Genomic DNA, 22,284 nt, shown 5'->3' with positions numbered 1-22,284 from the left:
CATCGGAGACCCCAATGCCCGACGCCCTGCCCGGCCTGTTCCTCGGCCAGTCCGACGCCGCCCAGCCGGAAAATCTGCTGTTCAACCGCGCCAACCGTCACGGCGTCGTCGCCGGCGCGACCGGCACCGGCAAGACGGTCACGTTGCAGATCATGGCCCAGGGCTTTTCCGACGCCGGGGTGCCGGTCTTCTGCGCCGATGTGAAGGGCGACCTGTCAGGCATCTCTCAGGTCGGCGCGCCGAACGAGAAGCTGATCGCCCGCGCAGCCGAGATGGGCCTGACCCTGACGCCGCGCGCCGCCCCCACCGTCTTTTGGGACCTGTATGGGCAGAAAGGCCATCCCATCCGCACCACCGTGTCGGAAATCGGCCCCGTGTTAATGGCGCGGATGCTGAACCTGAACGAGGTGCAGGAGGGGGTGCTGACGGTCGTCTTCCACGTCGCGGACAAGGAAGGTCTGCTGCTGCTGGACCTGGACGATCTGAGGAGCCTGCTGGTCTATGTGGGCGAGAACGCCGAGCGGATCGGGCGCGAGGTCGGCAATGTCGCCCCCGCCTCCATCGCCGCCATCCAGCGCGCGCTGTTGCAGGTCGAGCAGCAGGGCGGCGACGCCTTCTTCGGCGAGCCGGCTTTGAAGCTGGAAGACATGATCCGAGTCGGTCTGGACGGCCGTGGCCAGGTCAATGTGCTGGACTCGACCCGGCTGATGAACAGTCCACGCCTGTATGCAGCCTTCCTGCTGTGGCTGCTGTCCGAGCTGTTCGAACAGCTGCCCGAGGTGGGCGATCCAGAAAAGCCGCGCCTGGTCTTCTTCTTCGACGAGGCGCACCTGCTGTTCAACGACGCCCCGCGCGCCCTGCTGGAAAAGGTCGAACAGGTCGTGCGCCTGATCCGATCCAAGGGCGTCGGGGTCTATTTCGTGACGCAAAACCCGGCCGATATTCCCGACAGCGTCCTGGCCCAGCTGGGCAACCGCATTCAGCATGCGCTTCGCGCCTATACGCCGTCCGAGCAGAAGGGGCTGAAGGCCGCCTCGCAGAGCTTCCGCGCCAACGCCGCCTTCGACACGGCCGAGGCCATTCAGGGTCTGGGCGTGGGCGAGGCCCTGGTTTCCGTGCTGGACGAAAAGGGCGCGCCGACCATCGTGGCCCGCACCAAGATCCGCCCGCCGGCTTCGCGCCTGGGTCCCGCCACCGATGCCGAGCGCGCCGCCGTCATGGCCGCCAGTCCGGTGCGAGGCCTTTACGAGCAGGTGCTGAACCGCGAATCCGCCGCGGAAATCCTGGCCAACCGCCACAGCGCCGCCTATCAGGCTCAAATTCAGGCCAAGGCGCAGGCCGAGGCCGACAAGGCCGCCGCCGCTCAGGCCAAGGCCGATCAGAAGGCCGCCGAAGCCCGGGCCAAGGCTCAAGCTCAGGCCGAGGCGCGGGCGGCGCGCGAGGCGGCGAAGCCTGCGCGTCGGTCCACCCGCGAAACGCCGGTCGAGGCGCTGACCAAATCGGTCCTGCGCACGGCCGGATCGACCCTGACCCGCGAGCTGATGCGCGGCCTGCTGGGCGGGTTGAAGCGGCGCTAGGTTCCGCTCGGGTCTTGCAACGGGGCGGGGGCGAGCGCATCTCCCGCCCATGTTCATCCAGACCGAACCCACGCCCAACCCGAACGTGCTGAAGTTCCTGCCCGGCCGCGACGTGTCGCCGACCGCCGCGCTGGAATATCGCACAATCGACGAGGCGACGGCCTCTCCGCTGGCGGAGGCCTTGTTCGAACTGGAAGGCGTCGACGGCGTCTTCTTCGGCGCCGACTATGTTTCGGTGACCCGCCAGCCTCAGGGTCCGGAATGGTCGGAGATGAAGGCGCCGATCCTGGGCGTCGTCATGGATCATTTCGTCTCGGGTCAGGCGCTGACGCGCGGCGCCGGCGGCGAAACCGACGGCCATGCCGAGGACGACAGCGAGATCGTCGCCGAGATCAAGGCCCTGCTGGACAGCCGCATCCGCCCCGCCGTGGCCCAGGACGGCGGCGACATCCTGTTCGATTCCTTCGACGAGGCGACGGGCGTGTTGAACCTGCGGATGCGCGGCGCCTGCGCCGGCTGTCCGTCGTCGTCGGCGACCTTGAAGGCCGGGGTCGAACAGATGATGCGCCACTATGTGCCCGAGGTGACGCGGGTCGAGCAGACCCTCTGATCCGGACGCGGTGGCGGTTCTGCGACGCGCCGCCTAGAAGACGCCCATGAGACTTCTGGTGATCGATACGGCGCTCGGCGCCTGCACGGCGGCGGTGTTCGAGGACGATCGCGCGCTCGCCGTGCGCTTCGAGCCAATGACCAAGGGACATCAGGAACGGATCGGCGGCCTGGTGCGCGACGTCATGGCCGAGGCGGGCGGCGGTTTCGACAGCCTGGACCGGATCGGCGTCACGGTCGGACCGGGCTCGTTCACCGGTCTGCGCGTCGGCTTGGCCTTTGCCCAGGGTCTGGGCGCGGCGCTGGACCGGCCGGTCGTCGGTCTGTCGGCGCTGGACGCCCTCGCCGCCTCGCTCGCCAATCAAGACGGCCCCATCGCAGCCCTGATCGATGCGCGGCGGGGTCAGGTCTATGCGCGCCTCTTCGCCGACGGCGGGCCGCTTGGCCCCGAAGAAGCGCTGTCGGTGGAAGAGGCCGGGCGGCGGATCGCCGACATCGGACCGGGCGTCGCGCTGGTCGGCAATGGCGCGGCGGTCGTGACCCAGGCCTTTCCCGACCTGACCTTCACGCATCTGGACGATCGGGTCGCGCCGTCGCCGCAGGCGCTGGCGCGCCTGACCGCCGCCGCTGATCCGGCGACCCATCCGCCCCGTCCGCTCTATCTGCGCGCGCCCGACGCCACGCCGCCCAGCCGCCTGCCGGGCCAGCCGCGCCAGCCTGCGCCATGACGGCGGCGGACCCCGCCTCTCTCGCCGCCCTGCACGCCCAGGCCTTTGCCGCGCCGTGGGGCGCCGACACCTTCGCCGATCTGCTGTCGCAGCCGGGCGTGCTGGCGGTCAGCGAGCCCGACGGCTTCATCCTGATCCGGACCGTCGTCGACGAGGCGGAAATCCTGACCTTGGCCGTGGCGCCGAGCGCGCGCCGCCACGGACTGGGACGACGTCTGGTCGAGGCGGCGGCCGTCGCTGCGGTCCAGGCCGGCGCGACGCGTCTGTTCCTGGAGGTCGCCGACGACAATGTCGCCGCGCGCGGCCTGTATGAACGGACCGGGTTCGCCCCGATCGGTCGCCGCAAAGCCTATTATGCGGGCGCCGACGGATCGCGGACCGATGCCGTGGTGATGAGCCGCGACCTCTGTGCGCCTGACGGCAACCTGACGCTTCCCTGATGCGATCCAAGCCCCTATTCTAGGCGCATGGACCGGATCGAAAAACTCTGCGCCGAGCGCGGCATGCGTATGACCGAACAGCGCCGGGTGATCGCCCGGGTGCTGTCCAACGCTGCGGACCACCCGGATGTGGAAGAGCTGTATCGCCGCGCCTCGGCCATCGATCCGCACATCTCGATCGCCACCGTCTATCGCACCGTGCGCCTGTTCGAAGAGGCGGGCGTGGTCGAGAAGCACGACTTCGGCGACGGCCGCAGCCGCTATGAAGAGGCCGGCGACGATCACCACGACCACCTGATCGACACCAAATCGGGCGAGGTGATCGAATTCTTCGATGCCGAGATCGAGCGGCTGAAGAACGAGATCGCGGAACGGCTGGGCTTCCAGCTGATCGGCCACAAGCTGGAGCTCTACGGCGTTGCGATCGAGGGCGCCGAGCCGTCCAAGCGCGAAGGTCTGATCTTCACCCGGCACGCGGCGCGCGTCGATCCCGCCGATTTGGATGCGGGCTGACGCTCGGCTTGTCGCGACGCTTGCGGGCGATCATAAGCCCACGATGACCGAGACCCTGGTTCCTCAAGTCGAGACGGCGCCCCAAAAGCGTCTGTTCATCAAGACCTACGGCTGTCAGATGAACGTCTATGACTCCGAGCGCATGGCCGATGTGCTGCGCCCGCTGGGCTATGGCGTCACCGACGACGTAAAGGCCGCTGACTTCGTCATCCTGAACACCTGCCACATCCGCGAAAAGGCGGCCGAGAAGATCTATTCCGAGCTCGGCAAGCTGCGCGAGATGCGCGACATCCGCCGCGAGACCGGCGGGGACCTGACCATCGCCGTCGCCGGCTGCGTCGCCCAGGCGGAGGGCGAGGAGATCATGCGTCGCCAGCCGGCGGTCGACATCGTCGTCGGCCCCCAGGCCTATCACCAGCTGCCCGAGCTTCTTACCCGCACGGCGCGGGCGCGGGGCGAGCGGATCGGCGCCGACTTCGCTCCTGACGACAAGTTCGACGCCCTGCCCGCGGCCCGCTTCACCGCGGGGCCGACCGCCTTCCTGACGGTTCAGGAGGGTTGCGACAAGTTCTGCACCTTCTGCGTCGTGCCCTACACGCGCGGCGCCGAATGGTCGCGGCCGATGGCGGCGGTGCTGGAAGAGGCGCGTCAGCTGGCGGATCGGGGCGTGCGCGAGGTCACCCTGCTGGGCCAGAACGTCAACGCCTATGACGGCGAGCGGCCGGACGGGCGCAAGGCTACGCTGGCCGAACTGGCCTATGCCCTGGCCGAGATCCCTGGCTTGGACCGCATCCGCTATACGACCAGCCATCCCAACGACATGGCCGATGAGTTGATCGCCGCGCATGGCGATCTGGACGCCTTGATGCCCTATCTGCACCTTCCGGTTCAGGCGGGGTCGGATCGCATTTTGCGGGCGATGAACCGCAAGCACGGGCGTCAGAAATATTTCGATCTGATCGACCGGATCCGCGTCGCGCGGCCGGATATCGCCATCGCGGGCGACTTCATCGTCGGCTTCCCGGGTGAGACGGATCGGGAGTTCGAGGATACGCTGGATCTGGTGCGGCGTGTGAACTACGCGGGGGCCTTCGCCTTCGCCTATTCGCCGCGACCAGGCACGCCGGCGGCGGGCATGGGCAAACAGGTCGAGCCGGAGGTCGTCAAGGATCGACTGCATCGCCTGATCGCCCTGCTGACGGAACAGCAGACCGCCTTCAACGCTGCGCAGGCGGGCCGAACGCTGAACGTGCTGTTCGACAAGCCGGGACGGCACGGCCACCGTCGCCAAGCGGTCGGTCGATCCCCATATCTTCAATCGGTCCACGTCGATGACGCGGATCATCTGATCGGGCAGATCGTTCCGGTCGAGATCATCGCCGGCCAGCAGAACAGTCTGTCAGGCCGGCTCATAGCAGACGGGCTCAAGCAGCCGGGTCCCGCGGGCTCGGCGATAGCCCAAAAAGAAAAGGCCGCTTGATGGCGCGTGAGTCTGAATTCGTCCCCTTGAACGATGCCGAACTGCGGGCGGTCATCGGGCCGAACAGTCGCCACGTCGCCCTGATCGAGGACGCCTTCAAGGTGCTGGTCGAGGCCCCGGGCGGCGGGGTCTCCGTCAACGGCGGCGCACGCGACCGCACGGACGCCCGCCAGGTGATCGAGGACCTGGCCAAGCGCGCGGCCCTGGGCGCCGAAGTCACCGAGGCCGACGTGCGCGCGGCCCTGGGACAGGCGCGCGGCGGTCGCGGCACGCCGGGCATGGCGGCGGCGGGCGTGTCTCTGCCGGGCGGCAAGCGCGGCGCCATTGTGCCCAAGACCAAGGCGCAGGCCGCCTATCTGGACATGCTGGGACGGTGCGAACTGAGTTTCGGCGTCGGCCCGGCGGGCACCGGCAAGACCTTTTTGGCGGCGGCCTATGGCGCATCGCTGCTGCGGCGGGGGCAGGTGGACCGGCTGGTCATCACCCGCCCGGCGGTCGAGGCGGGCGAGAAGCTGGGCTTCCTGCCGGGCGACCTGAACGAAAAGGTCGATCCCTATCTGGCCCCGATCTGGGAGGCGCTGAACGACATTCTGGGCGCCGAGGACGTGCAACGTCGCCGCGACAAGGGCGAGATCGAAGCCGCCCCGATCGCCTTCATGCGCGGCCGCACGCTCAGCCACGCCTTCGTCATCGTCGATGAAGCCCAGAACACCAGCCGCCTGCAGATGAAGATGGTGCTGACGCGCCTGGGCGAGGGCGCGCGGATGGTGGTGACGGGCGACCCGTCGCAGATCGACCTGCTGAACCCGCGCGATTCCGGCCTGGCCCACGCCCTGCGGATCCTGGACGGGGTCCAGGGCGTCGGCATCCTGAAGTTCGAGGCGTCCGACGTGGTGCGTCACGCCATGGTCGAGCGGATCGTGCGCGCCTATGACGCCGACGCCGCGCGCGGACGCCCCGCCACGGACCTCGAAGACCCCGCATGATCGAGATTGAAGTCGAGGCCGAGGCCTGGACCGGCGCCCTGCGGGACGCCGAGGCCGTCGTTGATCGCGCGGCTCAGGCCGCGCTTGGCACGGTGGAGGGCGACATCGTCGTCCTGCTGACCGATGACGCCGCCGTGCGCGACTTGAACGGTCGGTTTCGCGACAAGGACAAGCCGACCAATGTCCTGTCCTTCCCCGCGCCGGAGAACGCCTTTCCGCATCTGGGCGACATCGTCCTGGCTTACGGCGTCTGCGCGACCGAGGCCGAAGCGCAGGGCAAGACCCTCGCCGATCATCTGAGCCATCTGGTCGTCCACGGCGTGCTGCACCTCTTGGGCCGCGACCACGAAGATGACGCCGAGGCCGAGGAGATGGAGGCCGAGGAGCGCGAAATCCTGGCCCAGATCGGCGTCGCCGACCCCTATCTTGCCGAGCAGGACTGACCCGATGTTCCCCGACGCCCTGCTGGACCTTTTCGCGGCCCCGATCCGCGCCCTGCCCGACAGGAAACGCGCCCTGACATGGCGGCTGATCCGTATTGGTCTGGCGCTGCTGGCCGGCGCCGGGACGGCCTTCGCCCATCCGCCGTTCGGCGTGCTGATCGGGCTTTTGGGCTATCCGCTGCTGATGATCCTGTCGGAGCGGTCCGACACGACGCGCGGCGCTTTGTGGATGGGCTGGCTGGCGGGGTTCGCCTATTTCTTCGTCGGCTGCTGGTGGGTGGCCGAGGCGTTTTTCGTCAATCCAGAACAGGCGTGGATGGCGCCGTTCGCGGCCAGCCTGCTGCCGGCGGGTCTGGGTCTGTTCTGGGGGACGGCCTGCGCCCTCTATCGCCGGTTCGCGCCGCTTGGCGCCGTGCGGGTGCTGTTGTTCGCCGCCCTGTTCTGCGCCGCCGAATGGCTGCGCGGTCATGTGCTGACGGGCTTTCCGTGGAATCCGGCCGGCGCGACCTGGCGCGCGGGCGGCGGCATGTCCCAATTCGCCTCGGTCGTCGGAGTCTATGGGCTGAGCCTGGTCACGGTCGCGGCCACGGCGGCTTTCGCGCCTTTGATCGGGCCGGGCGACAAGCGCAGCCGCCTGATCTCCGCAGGCCTGGGCGCCTTGGCCCTGATCGCCGTCGGCGGCTTCGGCGCCTTCAGGCTGGCGCAGTCGGACCTTCAGTTCACCGACACGGTCGTCCGCCTGGTTCAGGCCGATGTGAAGCAGGAGACCAAATGGTCGCCCGAGGCCTATCGCTCCATCGTCGATCGCTACGTCGCCCTGACGGGTCAGGCGGCGGCGCGGACGCCCAATGTCGTGGTCTGGCCCGAAGGCGCCCTGCCCGCCTCGGCCAACGACGTCTTTGCCTCCGCGGACGCCCAGGCCATCGCGGGCGCCCTGCGTCCCGGACAGACCTTGCTGATGGGTCTGGCGCGCGGCGAGCCGGACCTGACCGCGCCCGAGGGCGCGCGCTATTACAACAGCCTGTTCGCCCTGGCCGACGAAGGCGGAGCGGGTCTTCGGGTCGCCGCCGTCTATGACAAGCACCGGCTGGTGCCGTTCGGCGAGTACCTGCCCTTGGGGTCGATCATGACCTCCATCGGCCTGCGCAGCCTGGTGCATATGCCCAGCGACTTTTCCGCCGGACCGACGCCGGCCCCGATTTCGGTTCCGGGCGCTCCCCCGGCCCAGGTTCTGATCTGCTATGAGAGCCTGTATCCCGGCTTCACGCCCGGCGCGGCCGGACGGCCCGAGTGGATCGTCAATGCGTCCAATGACGCCTGGTTCGGCGCGACCTCGGGCCCGCGCCAGCATCTGAACCTGGCCAGCTATCGCGCGATCGAGACCGGCCTGCCCATCGCGCGGGCCACGCCGACCGGCATTTCGGCCATGATCGACCCATGGGGACGAATCGTGGACGGTCAGCGGCTGGAGCCCGGCGTCATGGGCGTCATCGACGCCCCCCTGCCGCGTCCGACGGGGATCACGCCCTATGGTCGGTTCGGCGATCTGCTGTTCTTCATCGGCCTTACGGCAGCGCTCGTTCTATCCTTGTGGCCGTCGTTTTTACGATCTAGGGTTCGCTCGAACGGCGCGGCGATTTGAGCACTTCGGGGGACGTTATGGCGCGTGAAAAGCACGAGGAGCCGCATCCCGTCGATCGCCATGTCGGCCGTCGCGTTCAGGAAAAGCGTCTCCACCTCGGCCTGACCCAGACCGCCCTGGCCAAGGCCGTTGGCGTCAGTTTCCAGCAGGTGCAGAAGTACGAAAAGGGCACGAACCGCATCTCGGCCTCGAAACTGTTCGAAATGGCCGAGTTCATGAAGGTCGGCATCCCCTTCTTCTTCGACGGCTACGGCGGCGCGACGGTCGGCGTCGCCGAAGAGGCGCCCGCCTTCGACCATGAGCATCGCCCCACCAAGACCAGCGTCGAGATCACCCGCCTGGCGCCGCGCTTGCCGGCGCGCAAGCAGAAGCTGATCCTGGACATGATGCGGGATATGCTGGGCGACGAGGACGCCCAGAACTGAGGTCTAGCCGACCGCGACGATCTCGGCCGACTGACCGGCCACCGTCACCTCGTCGCCGACCCTTTTGCCCATGACGGCGCGGGCGAGGGGCGAGACATGGCTGACCGAGCCTGCGGCCGGATCGGCCTCGTCCTCGCCGACGATGCGCCAGGTCTGGGCGCGCCCGTCCTCGCGTTCGATGGAGACCGAACCCCCGAACCGCACGACCCCGTCGTCTTCAGTGGGCTCGACCAACTGGGCCGAGGCGCGGCGCGCCGACCAGTAACGCAGATCTCGCGTCGCGCGCGCCATGGCGGTGCGGTCGCTCTCGATCGAGCCTTGCACCTGGGCGGCGGTATAGGCGGCGCGGGCCGAGGCCAGCTCGGCCTCGATCGCGGCCAGCCCCTCGGGCGTGACCAGATTGGGATGGGGCGAGATCGGGCGGTCCGCCAGGTCGGCGGCGGTGGCTTCCAGATCTTCTTCGCGGGTGAAGGCAACGCTCATGGTCGGGAACATAGCGATGACGGCGCCTATAGCCAGCGCGACAGCAACCGGGCAAAGCGGGTCGATGATGACATCGCCCCGTCAGGTTCACGTGATCGGCGCCGGTCCCGCCGGATTGATGGCGGCTGAACGGCTGGCGCAGGCAGGGACGACGGTCGTGGTGCACGACCGGATGCCGTCCGTGGCCCGCAAGCTGCTGATGGCCGGGCGCGGCGGGCTGAACCTGACCCATTCGGAACCGCTGGACCGGTTCCTGACGCGCTATGGTCCCGCCCAGCCCACGGCCGCCGCCTGGATCGACCGTTTCACGCCTGCTGACCTGACCGCCTGGGTCGGGGCCCTGGGGCAGGAGACCTTCGTCGGCTCCAGCGGGCGGGTGTTCCCGAAGGCCATGAAGGCCTCGCCCCTGGTGCGGGCCTGGCTCGCGCGGATGGAGGCGCAGGGCGTCGAGATCCGCACACGCTCGCGCTGGACCGGTTGGCGCGACGGCGCGCTGGTGTTTGAGACGCCGGACGGGGAGCAACTGGAACGGCCCGACGCCGTGGTCCTGGCTCTGGGCGGCGCCAGCTGGCCGCGCCTGGGTTCGGACGGCACCTGGGCGCCGTGGCTCCAAGCGCAGGGCGGCGCCGTGTCGCCGTTCCGACCGGCCAATGTCGGCTTCGACGTGGCCTGGTCGGCTCTGTTGCGGGATCGGTTCGCGGGCCAACCGCTGAAAGGCGTCGCTGTCACCCATGACGACCGGACGACGCGGGGCGAGGTGATGATTGCCCGCTACGGCATCGAGGGCGGCGCCGTCTATGCGCTGTCCGCGGCGCTGAGGACGACGGTCGAGACGGAAGGGCGCGCCGAGATCCAGATCGACCTGAAGCCCGATGTGGCGATCGGAAAACTGACCGACCGTCTGTCGAAACCGCGCGGTAAGGCCAGCCTGTCGAACCATTTGCGCAAGGTGGTCGGACTGGAATCGGCCGCCGTCGCCCTGCTGTATGAGGCCGGCCCCCTGCCCGCCTCGCCGCGTGCCTTGGCCGAACGGATCAAGGCCATGCCGCTGACCCTGACCGGCGTTCAGGGACTGGAACGGGCGATCTCCTCGGCGGGCGGCGTCAAACTGGACGGTGTGGACGAACGGCTGATGCTGGTTGCGCGGCCGGGGGTCTTCGTCGCCGGCGAGATGCTGGATTGGGAGGCGCCGACCGGCGGTTATCTGCTTCAGGCCAGCTTCGCCTCCGCCGTCGTCGCGGCCGAGGGCGTCATCGACTGGCTCGACAGCCGGGACTGAGAAAGGCAGGGTCGCGCGGTTCGATCAGGAGTATCCGATGCGCCACGCCCTCCCCGCTGTTTCCATCCTGGCCCTGATGATGGCCTGCTCGCCGGCCCTGGCGCAGGAGACGGCGCCGAACATCGACGCCGCGCGGATGAATGAATCGGTTCGGGTTCTGGCGTCGGACGATTTCGACGGCCGCGCCCCCGCCTCGGCCGGCGAGGAAAAGACCGTCGCCTGGCTCGTCGAACAGTTGAAGGCCGCGGGGGCCGAGGGCGGCGGGCCGGACGGCGCCTTCGTCCAGGTCGCCCATCTGTCGCGCACACGCCAGGACGGTCCGGCCACCGTCGCCGCGACCGTCGGCGGCAAGACCATCAGCCTGGAGCGCGGTCCCGATGTCCTTGTGTCCAGCGACCGGCCCACCGACCATATCACCGTGACCGACGCCCCCGTGGTCTTCGTCGGCTATGGCGCCACGGCGCCCGAGCGCCAGTGGGACGATTTCAAGGACGTGGACGTGCGCGGCAAGGTCATCGTCGTCCTGGTCAACGATCCCGACTTCCAGGCGCCCGACGGGGATCCGGTCGCGGGCAAGTTCGACGGAAACGCCATGACCTTCTATGGCCGCTGGACCTAAAAGTTCCAGGAGGCGGGTCGTCGCGGTGCGGCGGGCGTGCTGGTGGTGCATGAGACGGCCGGCGCGGGCTATCCCTGGTCGACGCTGCAAAACTCATCGGCCGCGCCCAAGTTCGACATCGTGCGCGCCAACCCCGACGCCGAGCGTGCGGCGTTCCAGGGCTGGATTCAGCGCGCCAAGGCGGAAGAGCTGTTCACCGCCGCCGGCCTGGATTTCGCCGCTCTGAAGGACAGTGCGCGCAGCGCCGATTTCAAACCCGTCGTTCTGCCCGGCCTGACGATGAGCGTCGACTTCGGCCAGATCGCCGACAAGGTGGAGACCAAGAACGTCATCGCCCGCATTCCCGGCTCGGAACGCCCGAACGAGACCGTCATGTACGGCGCCCATTGGGACGGCTACGGCGTCGGCACGCCGAACGCCCAGGGCGACAAGATCTATGATGCGGCGGTGGACAATGCGACCGGCGTCGCGGCCCTGCTGGAACTGGCCCACGCCTTCGCCGAGGGTCCGCGCCCCAAACGATCGGTCGTTTTCGCCGCCTGGTCGGGCGAGGAGGCGGGCCTTCTGGGCTCAACCTATTACGCCGCCAATCCGGTCTGGCCGCTGGAGACCACGGTCGCCAACATCAACGTCGACAGCCTGCTGCCGGGGACCGAGATCGACCCCAACGTCGTCGTCATCGGCAAGGGCAAGAACCAACTGGACGACATTCTGGCCCGCCATGCGACCGAGACGGGCCGCACCCTGATCGCCGATCCGGCGCCCCAGGCCGGGGCCTTCTATCGCTCGGACCACTTCCCGCTGGCGCTTAAAGGTGTGCCGGCTCTGTTCCCGGCGGCGGGCTTCACCGGCGCCAGCGCGGCCAGCCGCGACTACGTTCAAAACCGCTATCATCAGCCGACGGACGAATGGGATTCGACCTGGACGATGGACGCCGCCGCCGCCGATGTGGCCCTGATCTACGCCGTCGGCCGCGATCTGGCGGACGGCGACCAATGGCCGGAATGGAATGCGGGCGCCGAGTTCGGTCCGGCGCGGGACACCTCGAAAGCGTCGCGACGCTAGAGTTCCAGCTGAAGCTCTGGCGCGGCGGCGGTGGTCGCGGCGCCCAGCGGCAGATGCAGGATGAAGGCGGCGCCCTTGCCCGGCTCGCTTTCGACCTCGGCCCAGCCGCCGTGCAGTTCGACCAGGGCCTTGACCAGGGCCAGACCCACGCCGGGGCCGCCGCGCTCGCGCCGGACAAAGCGGTCGAAGACATGGGCCTGCAGGTGATAGGGAATGCCGCGCCCGGTGTCGGAGACCGTCAGGCGGATTTCGGACGGGCCGGTCTCGGCCTTCAGCTCCACCGCCCCGCCTTCGGACACGGCGCGCGCCGCATTCTCCAGCAGATGATCCAGCGCCTGGCCGATGCGGTGCTCGTCGGCGCGGATGGGTTTGAGATCGGCGGGACAGGACACGGTCAGGGTGGCGCCGCGCCCCTCGACCCGCGCCCGGACCTTTTCGGCCGCCTGGCTCAACAGGTCGCAGACCCTGAGGTCGCCCAGCGACAACTCCATCTCGCCGGCGTCGATCTGGGCCATGTCCAGCACATCGTCGATGGAGCGGGCCAGCTGGCTGGCGGCGATGCGGATGGCACCCGCGTGCTGGCGGCTGCGCTCGGGCAGGTCGCCCATCGTCTCCAGCAGTTCGGAATAGCCGACGATGGTCGTCAGCGGCGTGCGCAGCTCATAGGAGACGCTGCCCACGAACTCGCGCTTCAGCGCCTGGCTTTCGGCCAGGGCCTGTTCGCGCTGCACCAGCGCCTGCTCCAGCCCGCGCCGCGCGGTCACGTCCGAGAAGGCGACCAGGGTCGCGCCGTCCGGCAGGGGGCGGGTCTGCCAGGCGGCGACGCGACCGTCCACGGTCCGGCCCTCGCCGGAGATGGCGACGCGGCTCTCGGGATCGGGATCGGCGACGCGCGCCTTCAGCCCCAGCCACAGGGCGGGATCGGGCAGCACGGCCTTGCACAGTTCGGCCAGAGCGTCGAAGTCCGAGGCCGTGGCGATCTTGTCCGCCGACAGGTTCCAGAAGGTCTCGAACGCCTCATTGTGCAGCCGCAGCCGGCCGTCCGAACCGAAGACCGCGACCGCATCGTTCAGCTTGTCCAGCGTCGCGCGCTGGACCTGGATCTGGGCGTTGAAGCGGCTGCGCAGCTTCAGCTCGTCGGTGATGTCCGAGAAGATCAGCAGAATGCCGCCCAGCGGGTGCGGCTGGCGCACGACGCGCAGGGTGCGCCCGTCCGGCAGGGACCAACTGTCGTCCGGCGAAGCCTCCGACGCGCCATAGAACTCCAGCTCACGCGCCTTCCAGCCGGCATAGTCGACGACCTCCGGCAGGCTGCGGCGCTGGCGCAGACGGTCCAGCAGTTCGGCATGGGTCGGACGTTCGTCCAGCCAGGCCGCGTCGATGTCGAACAGGGCCTGGAAGGCGGTGTTGTGGAAGGCCAGCCGCTTTTGCGGGCCGAAGATGGCGACGGCGTCGGCCAGGTGGTTCAGCGTCTCGTCATGGGCGTCGACGTGGCGGCGCAGGGTGTCGCGCGTCTCTTCCGCCTCGGTCACCTCGATGGCGAAGGCGGTGACGGCCCCGCCGCCCGCCGGCTCGGCGATGATACGCCAGGCGCGCCGCGCGCCCCCGCCGGTCGTCCAGCGGAAGCCCTCCTGGCGCACGCCCAGCCGCGCGGCCTCGGCGACCAGGGCGTCGGCGCCGCGGTCGAAGGACACGCCCTTTTCGACGGCGTGGTCGATGCTCTCGGCATTGGTCTCGTTCAGCCAGGCGCGGTTGGCCCAGGCCAGCTTGCCGGTCCCGTCCACGACCCAGGTCGGGGTCGGCGAGGCGTCGCCCAGCAGGGCCAGGCCGCTTTCCGTCGCATCCGCCCCGGTCAGGGTGAAGCGCGAGGCGGGCGACAGCCGCAGCCAGGCCGAACCGCCCGCGACCCGGCCCTCGATCCGCCAGGGCTCCACATCGTCCAGCGCGACCAGACCTTCGAACGCCTGACCCTCGTGAACCAGGGCGTCGATCAGCGCGCCGTGGGTGATCCGGAGCTTGTTCAGGACGGCGGCCCCGGCCTCTGCGTCCTCACCCGCCAGCCGCGCGATCAGTTCGGCCGAACCGATCGGCAGACCGGCCGCCTGCCCATCCGGCGTCAGGGCCAGGCTGACGTCGTCGAAGGCGCGCAACATGGCGTCATGGCGGCTGAGGTCGGCCAGGGCCTCGACCCGCTCGCGCTCGGCGGCGACGGCGGTCTCATGCAACCGCCCACGCAGCAGCAAGGCCCAGGCGCTGACGGCCATGGCCAATCCGGCTGCGCCCGCTGTGGCGACATAGGCGATGTCGGCCTCGGCCATTCGTGTCCCTGGAGAAGAGTCTCAGCCCCGATTCGCTAACCATACTCCAAGCGCGCGAAAAAGCGGCAGTCTCGTGATCGCGTCATCGCGCCCCGTTGCGACAGAGCGTCGGGGCGGCGATATCGCGGGCATGACCGACCCGATCGCCCCCTCCCTCGATGACTTCGCCCGCCTGGCGCAGGAGGCGTTCGACGCCCTGCCCGGACCGTTCAAAGACGCGGCGGGCGAGGTGGTCATCCGCATCGACGACTTCGCCGACGAGGCGACCTTGGCCGAGATGGAAATCGAGGATCCGTTCGAGCTGACGGGCCTGTATCATGGCGTGGACATCGGCCGGCGCGACAGCCTGGGCCCGGCGGCCGAGCCGTCGCGGGTCTTCCTCTATCGCCGCCCCATCCTGGACGAATGGTGCGAGCGCGGCGACGTGGGGATCGGCGAACTGATCGCCCACGTCCTGATCCACGAGATCGGCCACCACCTGGGCCTGACCGACGACGACATCCACGCCATCGAGGACGACGCGGACTGAAGCCGACCTATTTCGTCGCCGGATAGGGCGTCGTCACCGCGCCGGAGATCATGCCGGGGATGGCCTCGCCCAAGCCCAGCAGGATGAACTGGATCGCCAGGGCGCACAGGATCAGGCCCAGCACCTTGACGATGATCGCCATGCCGACCTCGCCCAGCAGGCGGCTGAGCGACCCGGTCAGGGCGAAACAGACGAAGGAGACGGCGCAGGCCGCCGCGATCGCGACCAGCGACCCCATGGTCCCGGCATAGCCTAGCTTGGCCGCCTCACCCGCTTGAATGATGACCGCCGAAATGGCGCCGGGGCCGATCATCAACGGAATGGCGAAGGGCACGACCAGACGCTGGAAACGCCTGCGGGCATAGCCGCGCACATCCTTGGAATCGGCCAGCGCATCCTTGTCGGCGAACATGGCCAGGAAGTCGCCGCGCGCCATGTCCAGCCCCAGGAACAGCAGCAGTATGCCGCCCGCGATGCGGAACGCCGCCAGCGAAATGCCGAAGAACTGCAACAGGCCCAGGCCCGTGAACAGGAAGAAGGCCAGGAAAACGGCGGCGAAGGCGCAGATCAGGGCCGAGACCGAAATCCGCTGGCGCAGGGTCGCCCCGGCCGTCGCGGCGGCGAAGATCGGCAGATTGCCGATCGGGTCCAGCAGGGCGAACAGGGTCACGAACAGGTTGACACCCAAATCGACTGCGTTCATCGCCTGCCCTCGCCCTCAATCCATCACGCCGCCCTGCCGACGCACCCTCGTGTCCGGCATAGCCGCTCAGCGCGAGTCCGTCGATGACCGATCCCCAAACCTCCTCCGATCGTGCGCCCGACGAGCGGATCATCTGCGCCCTGGATGTCCCGACCACGGCCGAGGCGGCCGCCCTGGCCGAGCGGATCGGCGACGCGATCGGCTTCTACAAGGTTGGACTGCAACTGTTCGCGGTCGACGGCATGGCGCTGGCGCGGGAACTGAAGGCGCAGGGGCGAAAAATCTTCCTGGACTGGAAGCTGCACGACATCGGCGCGACCGTGGAGAAGGCGACGGCCAATCTGGCGGGCGCCGACTGCGACCTGCTGACGGTCCATGCGCGCCCCCAGGTCATGGCGGCGGCGGCGCGCGGCGCGGCGGGTTCGAAGATGAAGGTGCTGGGGGTTACGGTCCTGACCAGCCTGACGGCCGAGGATTTGACCGCCGACGATCACAGCCTGTCGCCGGCCGATCTGGTCGAGCGGCGCGTGCGGCAAGCGCTTGAGGCCGGGATCGACGGCGTCGTCTCCAGCCCGCATGAGGCGGCGCGCGCTCGGGCTCTGGCGGTCGAGGCGGGCCGGCCCGACTTTCTGATCGTCACGCCCGGCGTGCGACCGGTCGGCGCCGCGCTGGACGACCAGGCGCGGGCGGCGACGCCACAGGCGGCCCTTCAGGCCGGCGCGACCCATCTGGTCATCGGTCGGCCGATCACGGCGGCGACCGATCCCCGCGCGGCGGCGCAAGAGATCGCACAGCAGATCGCCCTGATCTGAGACAGACCAGGGCGACCGTTCGTCTTCAGTTGTTCCAGCGCGAGGCGATCAGCCGCGCTCGCCCGGCTCCTGGGCGTAGCCGTGACGCGGCGGGGCGTGGGGCGCAGGCGCCTCGGGCGGCGGCAGGTCGCCGTAGTAGCCCGACGGCGGAGGGGGCGGAGGCGGCGGCGGCGGGGCCGCGTTTACTTCCGGCGGCGCGACATAGACCTGGGCTGGGGCCACATTGACCGGCGCGGACTGCACATAGACCGGCGACTGATCGACATAGACCGGGCCGCCGACCTCGACCTGGGCGGGCGCGACATTGACCTGGGCCGGGGCGACCTGGATGTGTTGCGGGCCGATGTTGACGGGCGCCGACTGCACATAGACCGGGGCCTGATCGACATAGACGGGCGGGCCGACATCGACCTGGGCCGGAGCCAAATTCACCTGCGACGGAGCCACCTGAACGCGTTGCGGCCCGATGTTCACCGGCGGCGCCTGCACATAGATGGGCGGCTGTTCGATATAGGTAGGCGGTCCCATCTCGATCTGGGGCGGGGCCAGGCTGACCTGAGAAGGCGCGACATAGATGCGCTGCGGCGCGATCTGGACGGGCGGCGCCTGGACATACACCGGCGGCTGATCGACGTAGCTTTGCTCGTAACGCTGCTCATAGCGGTGTTCGTAGCGAACCGGCGGGCGAACGGGCGGACGGCAGTTGCAGTCGACCGGACGGCCCGGATACGGACGCCAGCCGATATAGTCACGGCCGAAGCCATAGACCGGATAGCCGACCGGAGCGCTGACCGGAGGACGGCCGACCAGAACCGAGGTCGCGCTGACGCCGCCGGCATAGCCGCCGCCGTAATAGCCGTCCGAATAGCCGCCGCTTCCGACGTAGGTCGTGCCGCCGCCGACATAGCCGCGCTGGAAGCTGGACGAGCTGGAATAGGACCGGGCGCTGCTCGCCGAATAGCTGGAGGCGCTCGCATAGGCGTTGGCGTTGGCGTTGGCATTGGCGTAGGCGCCGCCGTTCACGTTCACATTGACGTTGTGGTTGGCGTTGTAGTTGCCGCCGCCATAGTGACCGCCGCCGCCGCATCCCCCGCCGCAGCCGCCGCCGGGGTGGCCCCCGCCATAACCCCCGTGACCGGGACCACCGGCCAGAGCGGGCGCTGCGGAGAGCAGCAGAGCCGCCGACGCGGCGGTAAGTATCGACTGTATCGTCACGGGACAGACTCCTCTGAGTTGTCCCATGACTGGCAAGTCCGGCGCCTGTTTCTTAAGGCGTGGTTAACCTTTGCGCCCGTCGCAGCAGGTTCGGCGGGTCAGAAATCGACCGCCAGACCCTTCTTCTCCCAGTCGCCGAAACGGGTCGGTTCGGGACCGGTTGGGCCGCCATATTCCGTGTCCGCCTGGACGGTCGTTTCCGCCGCGCGACGATCCGCCGCTTCCTGAAGCGCGCGCCGTGCGGCCTCGCTGAGCGGCCGTTCCGGCGTGGCGTGGGGCACGTCGGCATTGAAAACAGGCGCCGCAGCCGCCGTTTCGTCGGCGTCATTCGGCGCGAGGGTGGGATGTTCGGTCACAGGGCGGCTCCCTTGAGGCTTGATGCGCCTTCTCTCAAATAGAGGTTCAAGCCCGGGACGCCAGACGGATCGGGAATGGAACCGCGATGAACCATCTGAAGACCTTCATTCTGTTGGCGGCGATGACGGCCCTGTTCGCAGGGGTCGGCTATATGATCGGTCGCGGCCCCGGTATGGCGATCGCCCTGCTGTTCGCGGGCGGGATGAATCTGTTCAGCTACTGGAACGCCGACAAGATCGTGCTGAAGATGTACCGGGCCCAGCCGGTCGATGAGCAGCATCCAAACGCCGTGGTCAGGAACTATGTCGCCGACGTGCGTCAGATGGCCCGCGACGCCGGCCTGCCTCAGCCGCAGGTCGCCATCATTCCCAATGATCAGCCCAACGCCTTCGCCACGGGCCGAAACCCCGAGAACGCCGCCGTCTGCGCCACCACCGGCCTGCTGGACATGCTGACGCGTGAGGAGGTGCGCGGGGTGATGGCGCACGAGCTGGCCCATGTGAAAAACCGCGACACCCTGATCATGACGGTGACGGCGACCATCGCCGGCGCCATCGCCGCGCTCGCCAATTTCGCCCTGTTCTTCGGCGGCAACGACCGCGAGCGGCCGGGCGGCGTTATCGGCACGATCGCCCTGATGCTGCTGGCGCCCATGGCCGCCGGTCTGGTGCAGATGGCCATCAGCCGGGGCCGCGAATATGAGGCCGACCGCGTCGGCGCCGAGATCGCCGGTGATCCCCAGGCCCTGGCTTCGGCCCTGCAGAAGATCGACGCCTACGCCCGACGGATCACCAATCAGACGGCCGAGCGCAATCCGGCCTCAGGCCAGATGTTCATCATCAATCCGCTGGCGGGACGTGGCGCGGACAATCTGTTCTCGACCCATCCATCGACGGGAAACCGCGTCCGGGCCTTGATGGAGCTGGGCGCGAAGATGGGCATGCAGGCCCGCCCCCGCACGCCGGACCTGACCCAGCCGCGACCGGCCGCCGGTTTCACGACCACCGGCGTCCCGACCACCCCGAACGAGCCGCCCGGTCCCTGGGGCTGATCGTCGCGGCCTGGACGCCGTTTGCGGTTTGCACTCCGCGACCGGATCACATCAGATGCGCCCCTGTTCAGCCATCGGGCTTTCTTGGGGAAATCCATGTCGCGTCTGCTCGCCTTCGTCTCCGCCGCCGCTCTTTTCGCCACGCCGGTCGCCGCCCAGTCGGTGGACCGCGTCGCCGTCAACGGCATCATCGATCAGGGGCTGAACCACAGCCAGGTGATGCAGACCGCCGCCTATCTGACCGACCGGATCGGCGGGCGGATGACCAACTCGCCCCAGATGCGCGAGGCCGAACGCTGGGCGCAGCAGCAGTTCCGCGACTACGGTCTGTCCGACGTGCGCGCCGAAGGGTTCGAGTTCGGCCGGGGCTGGTCCATCGTCCGCTCCAGCGCCCGCATGACCGCGCCGCGCCCGCTGGATCTGCGCGCCATCCCGGTGGCCTGGACGCCCTCGACCAATGGCGTGATCAGCGGCGGCGTGATCGTGGCCCCGATCTCCAAGGTCGAGGATTTCGACAAATGGCGCGGCAAGCTGTCGGGCAAGATCGTCATGCTGTCCCAGCCGGGCACGGGGTCGGAGCCGACAGAGCCGGCCTTCCGCCGCTGGACCAGCGCCGAACTGGCCGAGCGCAACACCTATAATCAGCCCCAGCATTCGCCGGCGGCCATCGAACGCTCGCTGAAGACCGTCAACTTCGCCAATCAGCTGGACGCCTTCCTGGCCGAACAGGGCGCCCTGGCCTGGGTGCGGATTTCCCAGCGCGACGGCGGCCTGCTGCACGGCACGGGCTACACCTATCAGGTCGGCGCCACGCCCAAGCTGGCGGGGATGGAGCTGGCGGCCGAGGACTATCGCCGTCTGGCGCGCCTGGCCCTGACCGACGCGCCGCCGACGCTGGAGCTGATGAGCGAGGTCCGCTTCCACGACGAGGACGTCAACGCCTACAACATCCTGGCCGACATCCCCGGCACGGCGCGCGGAACCGAATACGTGATGGCCGGCGCCCATCTGGACAGCTGGGTCGCCTCGGACGGGGCTGTCGACAACGCCGCCGGCAGCGCGGTGGTCATGGAGGCCGCCCGCATCCTGAAGGCCCTGAACGTCAGGCCCAAGCGCACCATCCGTTTCGCCCTGTGGAACGGCGAGGAGCAGGGCATCCTGGGCTCGCTGGCCTATGTCGACCGTCATCTGGCGACGCGCGCTGCGTCGAACGATCCGGCGCTGGCGGGACTGCCGGACAACCGCACCTGGCGCAGCCGCTGGCCGATCGAGCCGCGCGCCGGCTATCGCGATCTGGTCGCCTATTTCAATCTGGACAACGGCTCGGGCAAAATCCGCGGCATCAACGCCGAGGGCAATGTCGCCGCCGCCCCGATCTTCCAGGAATGGCTGGCGCCGTTCGCCAGTATGGGCGCAACGACCGTCTGGCTGCGCAACTCGGGCGGCACCGACCACGTCTATATGCAGACCGTCGGCGTGCCGGGGTATCAGTTCATTCAGGACCCGCTCGACTATTCCAGCCGCCTGCACCACACCAGCATCGACAGCTACGACCACCTGAAGGCCGAGGACCTGCGTCAGGCGGCCATCATCTTGGCCAGCTTCCTGCTGAACGCCGCCAACCGCGACGAGCCCCTGCCGCGCATGCCGCTACCGACCCAGCCCACGCCGAGCGATCCGTTCGAATATCCGGCGGCGGACTAAGAGTTCAGGGGCGAGGAAAATCTCGCCCCTTCTTCTTACCGGCTCACGCGCGCTCCACGCACAGGGCCACACCCATGCCGCCGCCGATGCACAGGGTCGCCAGACCCTTCTTCGCGCCCGACCGTTTCATCTCGAACAGAAGTGTCGTCAGGATGCGCGCGCCCGAGGCGCCGATGGGGTGGCCGATGGCGATGGCGCCACCGTTGACGTTGACCTTGGCCGGGTCGAGACCCAGCTCCTTGACCACGCACAGGCTCTGGGCGGCGAAGGCCTCGTTGGACTCGACCAGATCCAGATCGGAAACGTCCCAGCCGGCCTTCTCAAGCGCCTTCTTCGACGCCGGGATCGGTCCCGTGCCCATGATCGACGGATCGACGCCGGCGGTGGCGTAGGAGGCGATGCGGGCCAGCGGCTCCAGCCCGCGCGCCTTGGCCTCGTCGGCGCTCATCAGCACCAGGGCGGCGGCGCCGTCGTTCAGACCCGAGGCGTTGGCGGCGGTGACGCTGCCGTCCTTCGTGAAGGCGGGTTTGAGCTTCTGCATCAGCTCCAGCGTCGCGCCGTGGCGGATGTATTCGTCCTTGTCGACCGTCACATCGCCCTTGCGACCGGGGATGACGACCGGCGTGATCTCCTCATCGAACTTGCCGGCGTTCTGGGCCGCCTCGGCCTTGTGCTGGCTGGCCAGACCGAATTCGTCCTGCGCCTCGCGGCTGATGGACCATTTTTCGGCGATGTTCTCGGCCGTCTGACCCATGTGATAGCCGTTGAAGGCGTCCCACAGGCCGTCCTTGACCATGGTGTCGACCAAGGCGACGTCGCCCATCTTGTGCCCGTTGCGCAGCTGTTGGGCGTGCGGCGCCTGGCTCATGCTCTCCTGACCGCCGGCGACGACGATCTTCGCATCGCCCAAAGCGATCTGCTGGGCGGCGATGGCGACGGCGCGAAGGCCCGAGCCGCAGATCTGGTTCAGACTCCAGGCGGCGGCCTCCTTTCGAACGCCCGCGCCGACAGCGGCCTGGCGCGCAGGGCCCTGACCCGCCGCGGCCTGCAACACATGACCCAGGATCACCTCATCGACCTCGTCGCCGGAGACGCCGGCCCGCTCCAGCGCCGCCTTGATGGCGACCTCGCCCAGCTTGGACGCCGGCAGGGACGACAGGGCGCCCAGGAAGGAGCCGACCGGGGTGCGCGCGGCGGAAACGATGACGACGTCGGTCATGGGATTTCACTCTTTGGAGAATAACTCGGCGTGACCGTTTTGCCGCATTGCAGCGCGTTCGTCACCTGCGACGACATCGACAGGGCG

General features: G+C 68.8%; 23 protein-coding genes. 17 read left to right on the top strand and 6 right to left on the bottom strand.

What is annotated here, in order from left to right:
* Positions 1-14 precede the first annotated feature (14 nt).
* From Q9R14_RS14360 to Q9R14_RS14315, 10 genes are read left to right on the top strand one after another with little or no spacing between them, the layout of a single operon-like run.
* A complete protein-coding gene (locus Q9R14_RS14360) occupies positions 15-1,577 on the top strand; it encodes a helicase HerA-like domain-containing protein (RefSeq protein ID WP_306002836.1) in 1,563 nt (520 codons plus the stop codon).
* A 49-nt stretch (positions 1,578-1,626) separates the two neighbouring features.
* Entirely contained in the window at positions 1,627-2,187 is a 561-nt protein-coding gene (locus Q9R14_RS14355; protein WP_055808867.1) for a NifU family protein, read from the top strand.
* A gap of 46 nt (positions 2,188-2,233) precedes the next feature.
* Positions 2,234-2,914 (top strand): tRNA (adenosine(37)-N6)-threonylcarbamoyltransferase complex dimerization subunit type 1 TsaB, encoded by a 681-nt coding sequence (tsaB, locus tag Q9R14_RS14350; protein ID WP_306002835.1) that lies wholly within the window; start codon positions 2,234-2,236, stop codon positions 2,912-2,914.
* The gene (gene rimI / locus Q9R14_RS14345; RefSeq protein ID WP_306002834.1) at positions 2,911-3,354 is read left to right on the top strand and encodes a ribosomal protein S18-alanine N-acetyltransferase; all 444 of its coding nucleotides are present in this window, start codon (positions 2,911-2,913) and stop codon (positions 3,352-3,354) included. Before tsaB ends, rimI begins: the two co-directional genes overlap by 4 nt.
* A 27-nt stretch (positions 3,355-3,381) precedes the next feature.
* Entirely contained in the window at positions 3,382-3,867 is a 486-nt protein-coding gene (locus Q9R14_RS14340) for a Fur family transcriptional regulator (protein ID WP_184279641.1), read from the top strand.
* Between the two features lie 43 nt (positions 3,868-3,910).
* Complete coding sequence (gene miaB / locus Q9R14_RS14335) at positions 3,911-5,347, top strand: tRNA (N6-isopentenyl adenosine(37)-C2)-methylthiotransferase MiaB (protein WP_306002833.1); 1,437 nt, start codon at positions 3,911-3,913, stop codon at positions 5,345-5,347.
* Positions 5,347-6,333 (top strand): PhoH family protein, encoded by a 987-nt coding sequence (locus Q9R14_RS14330; RefSeq protein ID WP_265149952.1) that lies wholly within the window; start codon positions 5,347-5,349, stop codon positions 6,331-6,333. Before miaB ends, Q9R14_RS14330 begins: the two co-directional genes overlap by 1 nt.
* Positions 6,330-6,776, top strand: a complete 447-nt coding sequence (gene ybeY, locus Q9R14_RS14325; protein ID WP_265149953.1) for an rRNA maturation RNase YbeY — start codon at positions 6,330-6,332, stop codon at positions 6,774-6,776. Before Q9R14_RS14330 ends, ybeY begins: the two co-directional genes overlap by 4 nt.
* Before the next feature lie 4 nt (positions 6,777-6,780).
* Positions 6,781-8,418 carry an apolipoprotein N-acyltransferase gene (gene lnt, locus Q9R14_RS14320; protein ID WP_306002832.1) on the top strand — a complete coding sequence of 546 codons (1,638 nt, stop codon included), beginning with the start codon at positions 6,781-6,783 and terminating at the stop codon, positions 8,416-8,418.
* A 17-nt stretch (positions 8,419-8,435) separates the two neighbouring features.
* On the top strand, positions 8,436-8,843 hold the full coding sequence (locus Q9R14_RS14315; protein WP_306002831.1) for a helix-turn-helix transcriptional regulator: 408 nt from the start codon (positions 8,436-8,438) through the stop codon (positions 8,841-8,843).
* A 3-nt stretch (positions 8,844-8,846) separates the two neighbouring features.
* On the opposite strand, the gene greA is transcribed toward Q9R14_RS14315, so the two are convergent.
* Positions 8,847-9,326, bottom strand: a complete 480-nt coding sequence (gene greA / locus Q9R14_RS14310) for a transcription elongation factor GreA (protein ID WP_306002830.1) — start codon at positions 9,324-9,326, stop codon at positions 8,847-8,849.
* A 64-nt stretch (positions 9,327-9,390) separates the two neighbouring features.
* Between greA and Q9R14_RS14305 the strand changes: the two genes are divergently transcribed.
* From Q9R14_RS14305 to Q9R14_RS16400, 3 genes are read left to right on the top strand one after another with little or no spacing between them, the layout of a single operon-like run.
* Positions 9,391-10,605, top strand: coding sequence for a TIGR03862 family flavoprotein (locus Q9R14_RS14305; RefSeq protein WP_306002829.1), 1,215 nt, complete (start codon positions 9,391-9,393; stop codon positions 10,603-10,605).
* Positions 10,606-10,642: 37 nt separating this feature from the next.
* The gene (locus Q9R14_RS16405; protein WP_371929730.1) at positions 10,643-11,224 is read left to right on the top strand and encodes a hypothetical protein; all 582 of its coding nucleotides are present in this window, start codon (positions 10,643-10,645) and stop codon (positions 11,222-11,224) included.
* Positions 11,225-11,260: 36 nt separating this feature from the next.
* A complete protein-coding gene (locus tag Q9R14_RS16400; RefSeq protein ID WP_371929729.1) occupies positions 11,261-12,289 on the top strand; it encodes a M28 family peptidase in 1,029 nt (342 codons plus the stop codon).
* Here the strand turns inward: Q9R14_RS16400 and Q9R14_RS14295 are convergent.
* Positions 12,286-14,607, bottom strand: coding sequence for a PAS domain-containing sensor histidine kinase (locus tag Q9R14_RS14295; protein ID WP_306002828.1), 2,322 nt, complete (start codon positions 14,605-14,607; stop codon positions 12,286-12,288). The two genes, Q9R14_RS16400 and Q9R14_RS14295, sit on opposite strands and share 4 nt — an antisense overlap.
* Positions 14,608-14,737: 130 nt before the next feature.
* Between Q9R14_RS14295 and Q9R14_RS14290 the strand changes: the two genes are divergently transcribed.
* The gene (locus Q9R14_RS14290) at positions 14,738-15,136 is read left to right on the top strand and encodes a metallopeptidase family protein (RefSeq protein WP_292076215.1); all 399 of its coding nucleotides are present in this window, start codon (positions 14,738-14,740) and stop codon (positions 15,134-15,136) included.
* 7 nt (positions 15,137-15,143) lie between these two features.
* Here the strand turns inward: Q9R14_RS14290 and Q9R14_RS14285 are convergent, their stop codons facing one another.
* Positions 15,144-15,839: a MarC family protein gene (locus tag Q9R14_RS14285; protein WP_017505485.1), complete on the bottom strand. Its 696-nt coding sequence runs from the start codon at positions 15,837-15,839 to the stop codon at positions 15,144-15,146.
* Positions 15,840-15,922: 83 nt separating this feature from the next.
* Between Q9R14_RS14285 and pyrF the strand changes: the two genes are divergently transcribed.
* Positions 15,923-16,651: an orotidine-5'-phosphate decarboxylase gene (gene pyrF, locus Q9R14_RS14280; protein ID WP_306002827.1), complete on the top strand. Its 729-nt coding sequence runs from the start codon at positions 15,923-15,925 to the stop codon at positions 16,649-16,651.
* A gap of 48 nt (positions 16,652-16,699) precedes the next feature.
* Here pyrF and Q9R14_RS14275 read toward each other — a convergent pair whose 3' ends face one another.
* Together Q9R14_RS14275 and Q9R14_RS14270 are read right to left on the bottom strand one after the other, a co-directional pair.
* Entirely contained in the window at positions 16,700-17,866 is a 1,167-nt protein-coding gene (locus tag Q9R14_RS14275; RefSeq protein WP_306002826.1) for a hypothetical protein, read from the bottom strand.
* A gap of 98 nt (positions 17,867-17,964) precedes the next feature.
* Positions 17,965-18,222: a DUF1674 domain-containing protein gene (locus Q9R14_RS14270; protein ID WP_306002825.1), complete on the bottom strand. Its 258-nt coding sequence runs from the start codon at positions 18,220-18,222 to the stop codon at positions 17,965-17,967.
* A gap of 86 nt (positions 18,223-18,308) precedes the next feature.
* Between Q9R14_RS14270 and htpX the strand changes: the two genes are divergently transcribed.
* Positions 18,309-19,274 (top strand): zinc metalloprotease HtpX, encoded by a 966-nt coding sequence (gene htpX / locus Q9R14_RS14265; RefSeq protein WP_371929728.1) that lies wholly within the window; start codon positions 18,309-18,311, stop codon positions 19,272-19,274.
* A 96-nt stretch (positions 19,275-19,370) separates the two neighbouring features.
* Entirely contained in the window at positions 19,371-20,978 is a 1,608-nt protein-coding gene (locus Q9R14_RS14260) for a M20/M25/M40 family metallo-hydrolase (RefSeq protein WP_306002824.1), read from the top strand.
* Positions 20,979-21,021: 43 nt separating this feature from the next.
* On the opposite strand, the gene Q9R14_RS14255 is transcribed toward Q9R14_RS14260, so the two are convergent.
* The gene (locus tag Q9R14_RS14255) at positions 21,022-22,197 is read right to left on the bottom strand and encodes an acetyl-CoA C-acetyltransferase (protein WP_306002823.1); all 1,176 of its coding nucleotides are present in this window, start codon (positions 22,195-22,197) and stop codon (positions 21,022-21,024) included.
* Positions 22,198-22,284: the final 87 nt, after the last annotated feature.

Origin of the sequence: Brevundimonas sp. C43, assembly GCF_030732185.1 — a bacterium.
In the GTDB taxonomy this organism is placed as follows: domain Bacteria; phylum Pseudomonadota; class Alphaproteobacteria; order Caulobacterales; family Caulobacteraceae; genus Brevundimonas; species Brevundimonas diminuta_C.
This window is presented reverse-complemented; position numbering and strand designations above follow the sequence as displayed.

Coding starts and splice junctions, on each gene's coding strand:
- Q9R14_RS14360 (WP_306002836.1), top strand. CDS start 15: ATGCCCGACGCCCTGCCCGGCCTGTTCCTCGGCCAGTCCGACGCCGCC.
- Q9R14_RS14355 (WP_055808867.1), top strand. CDS start 1,627: ATGTTCATCCAGACCGAACCCACGCCCAACCCGAACGTGCTGAAGTTC.
- tsaB (WP_306002835.1), top strand. CDS start 2,234: ATGAGACTTCTGGTGATCGATACGGCGCTCGGCGCCTGCACGGCGGCG.
- rimI (WP_306002834.1), top strand. CDS start 2,911: ATGACGGCGGCGGACCCCGCCTCTCTCGCCGCCCTGCACGCCCAGGCC.
- Q9R14_RS14340 (WP_184279641.1), top strand. CDS start 3,382: ATGGACCGGATCGAAAAACTCTGCGCCGAGCGCGGCATGCGTATGACC.
- miaB (WP_306002833.1), top strand. CDS start 3,911: ATGACCGAGACCCTGGTTCCTCAAGTCGAGACGGCGCCCCAAAAGCGT.
- Q9R14_RS14330 (WP_265149952.1), top strand. CDS start 5,347: ATGGCGCGTGAGTCTGAATTCGTCCCCTTGAACGATGCCGAACTGCGG.
- ybeY (WP_265149953.1), top strand. CDS start 6,330: ATGATCGAGATTGAAGTCGAGGCCGAGGCCTGGACCGGCGCCCTGCGG.
- lnt (WP_306002832.1), top strand. CDS start 6,781: ATGTTCCCCGACGCCCTGCTGGACCTTTTCGCGGCCCCGATCCGCGCC.
- Q9R14_RS14315 (WP_306002831.1), top strand. CDS start 8,436: ATGGCGCGTGAAAAGCACGAGGAGCCGCATCCCGTCGATCGCCATGTC.
- greA (WP_306002830.1), bottom strand. CDS start 9,326: ATGAGCGTTGCCTTCACCCGCGAAGAAGATCTGGAAGCCACCGCCGCC.
- Q9R14_RS14305 (WP_306002829.1), top strand. CDS start 9,391: ATGATGACATCGCCCCGTCAGGTTCACGTGATCGGCGCCGGTCCCGCC.
- Q9R14_RS16405 (WP_371929730.1), top strand. CDS start 10,643: ATGCGCCACGCCCTCCCCGCTGTTTCCATCCTGGCCCTGATGATGGCC.
- Q9R14_RS14295 (WP_306002828.1), bottom strand. CDS start 14,607: ATGGCCGAGGCCGACATCGCCTATGTCGCCACAGCGGGCGCAGCCGGA.
- Q9R14_RS14290 (WP_292076215.1), top strand. CDS start 14,738: ATGACCGACCCGATCGCCCCCTCCCTCGATGACTTCGCCCGCCTGGCG.
- Q9R14_RS14285 (WP_017505485.1), bottom strand. CDS start 15,839: ATGAACGCAGTCGATTTGGGTGTCAACCTGTTCGTGACCCTGTTCGCC.
- pyrF (WP_306002827.1), top strand. CDS start 15,923: ATGACCGATCCCCAAACCTCCTCCGATCGTGCGCCCGACGAGCGGATC.
- htpX (WP_371929728.1), top strand. CDS start 18,309: ATGAACCATCTGAAGACCTTCATTCTGTTGGCGGCGATGACGGCCCTG.
- Q9R14_RS14260 (WP_306002824.1), top strand. CDS start 19,371: ATGTCGCGTCTGCTCGCCTTCGTCTCCGCCGCCGCTCTTTTCGCCACG.
- Q9R14_RS14255 (WP_306002823.1), bottom strand. CDS start 22,197: ATGACCGACGTCGTCATCGTTTCCGCCGCGCGCACCCCGGTCGGCTCC.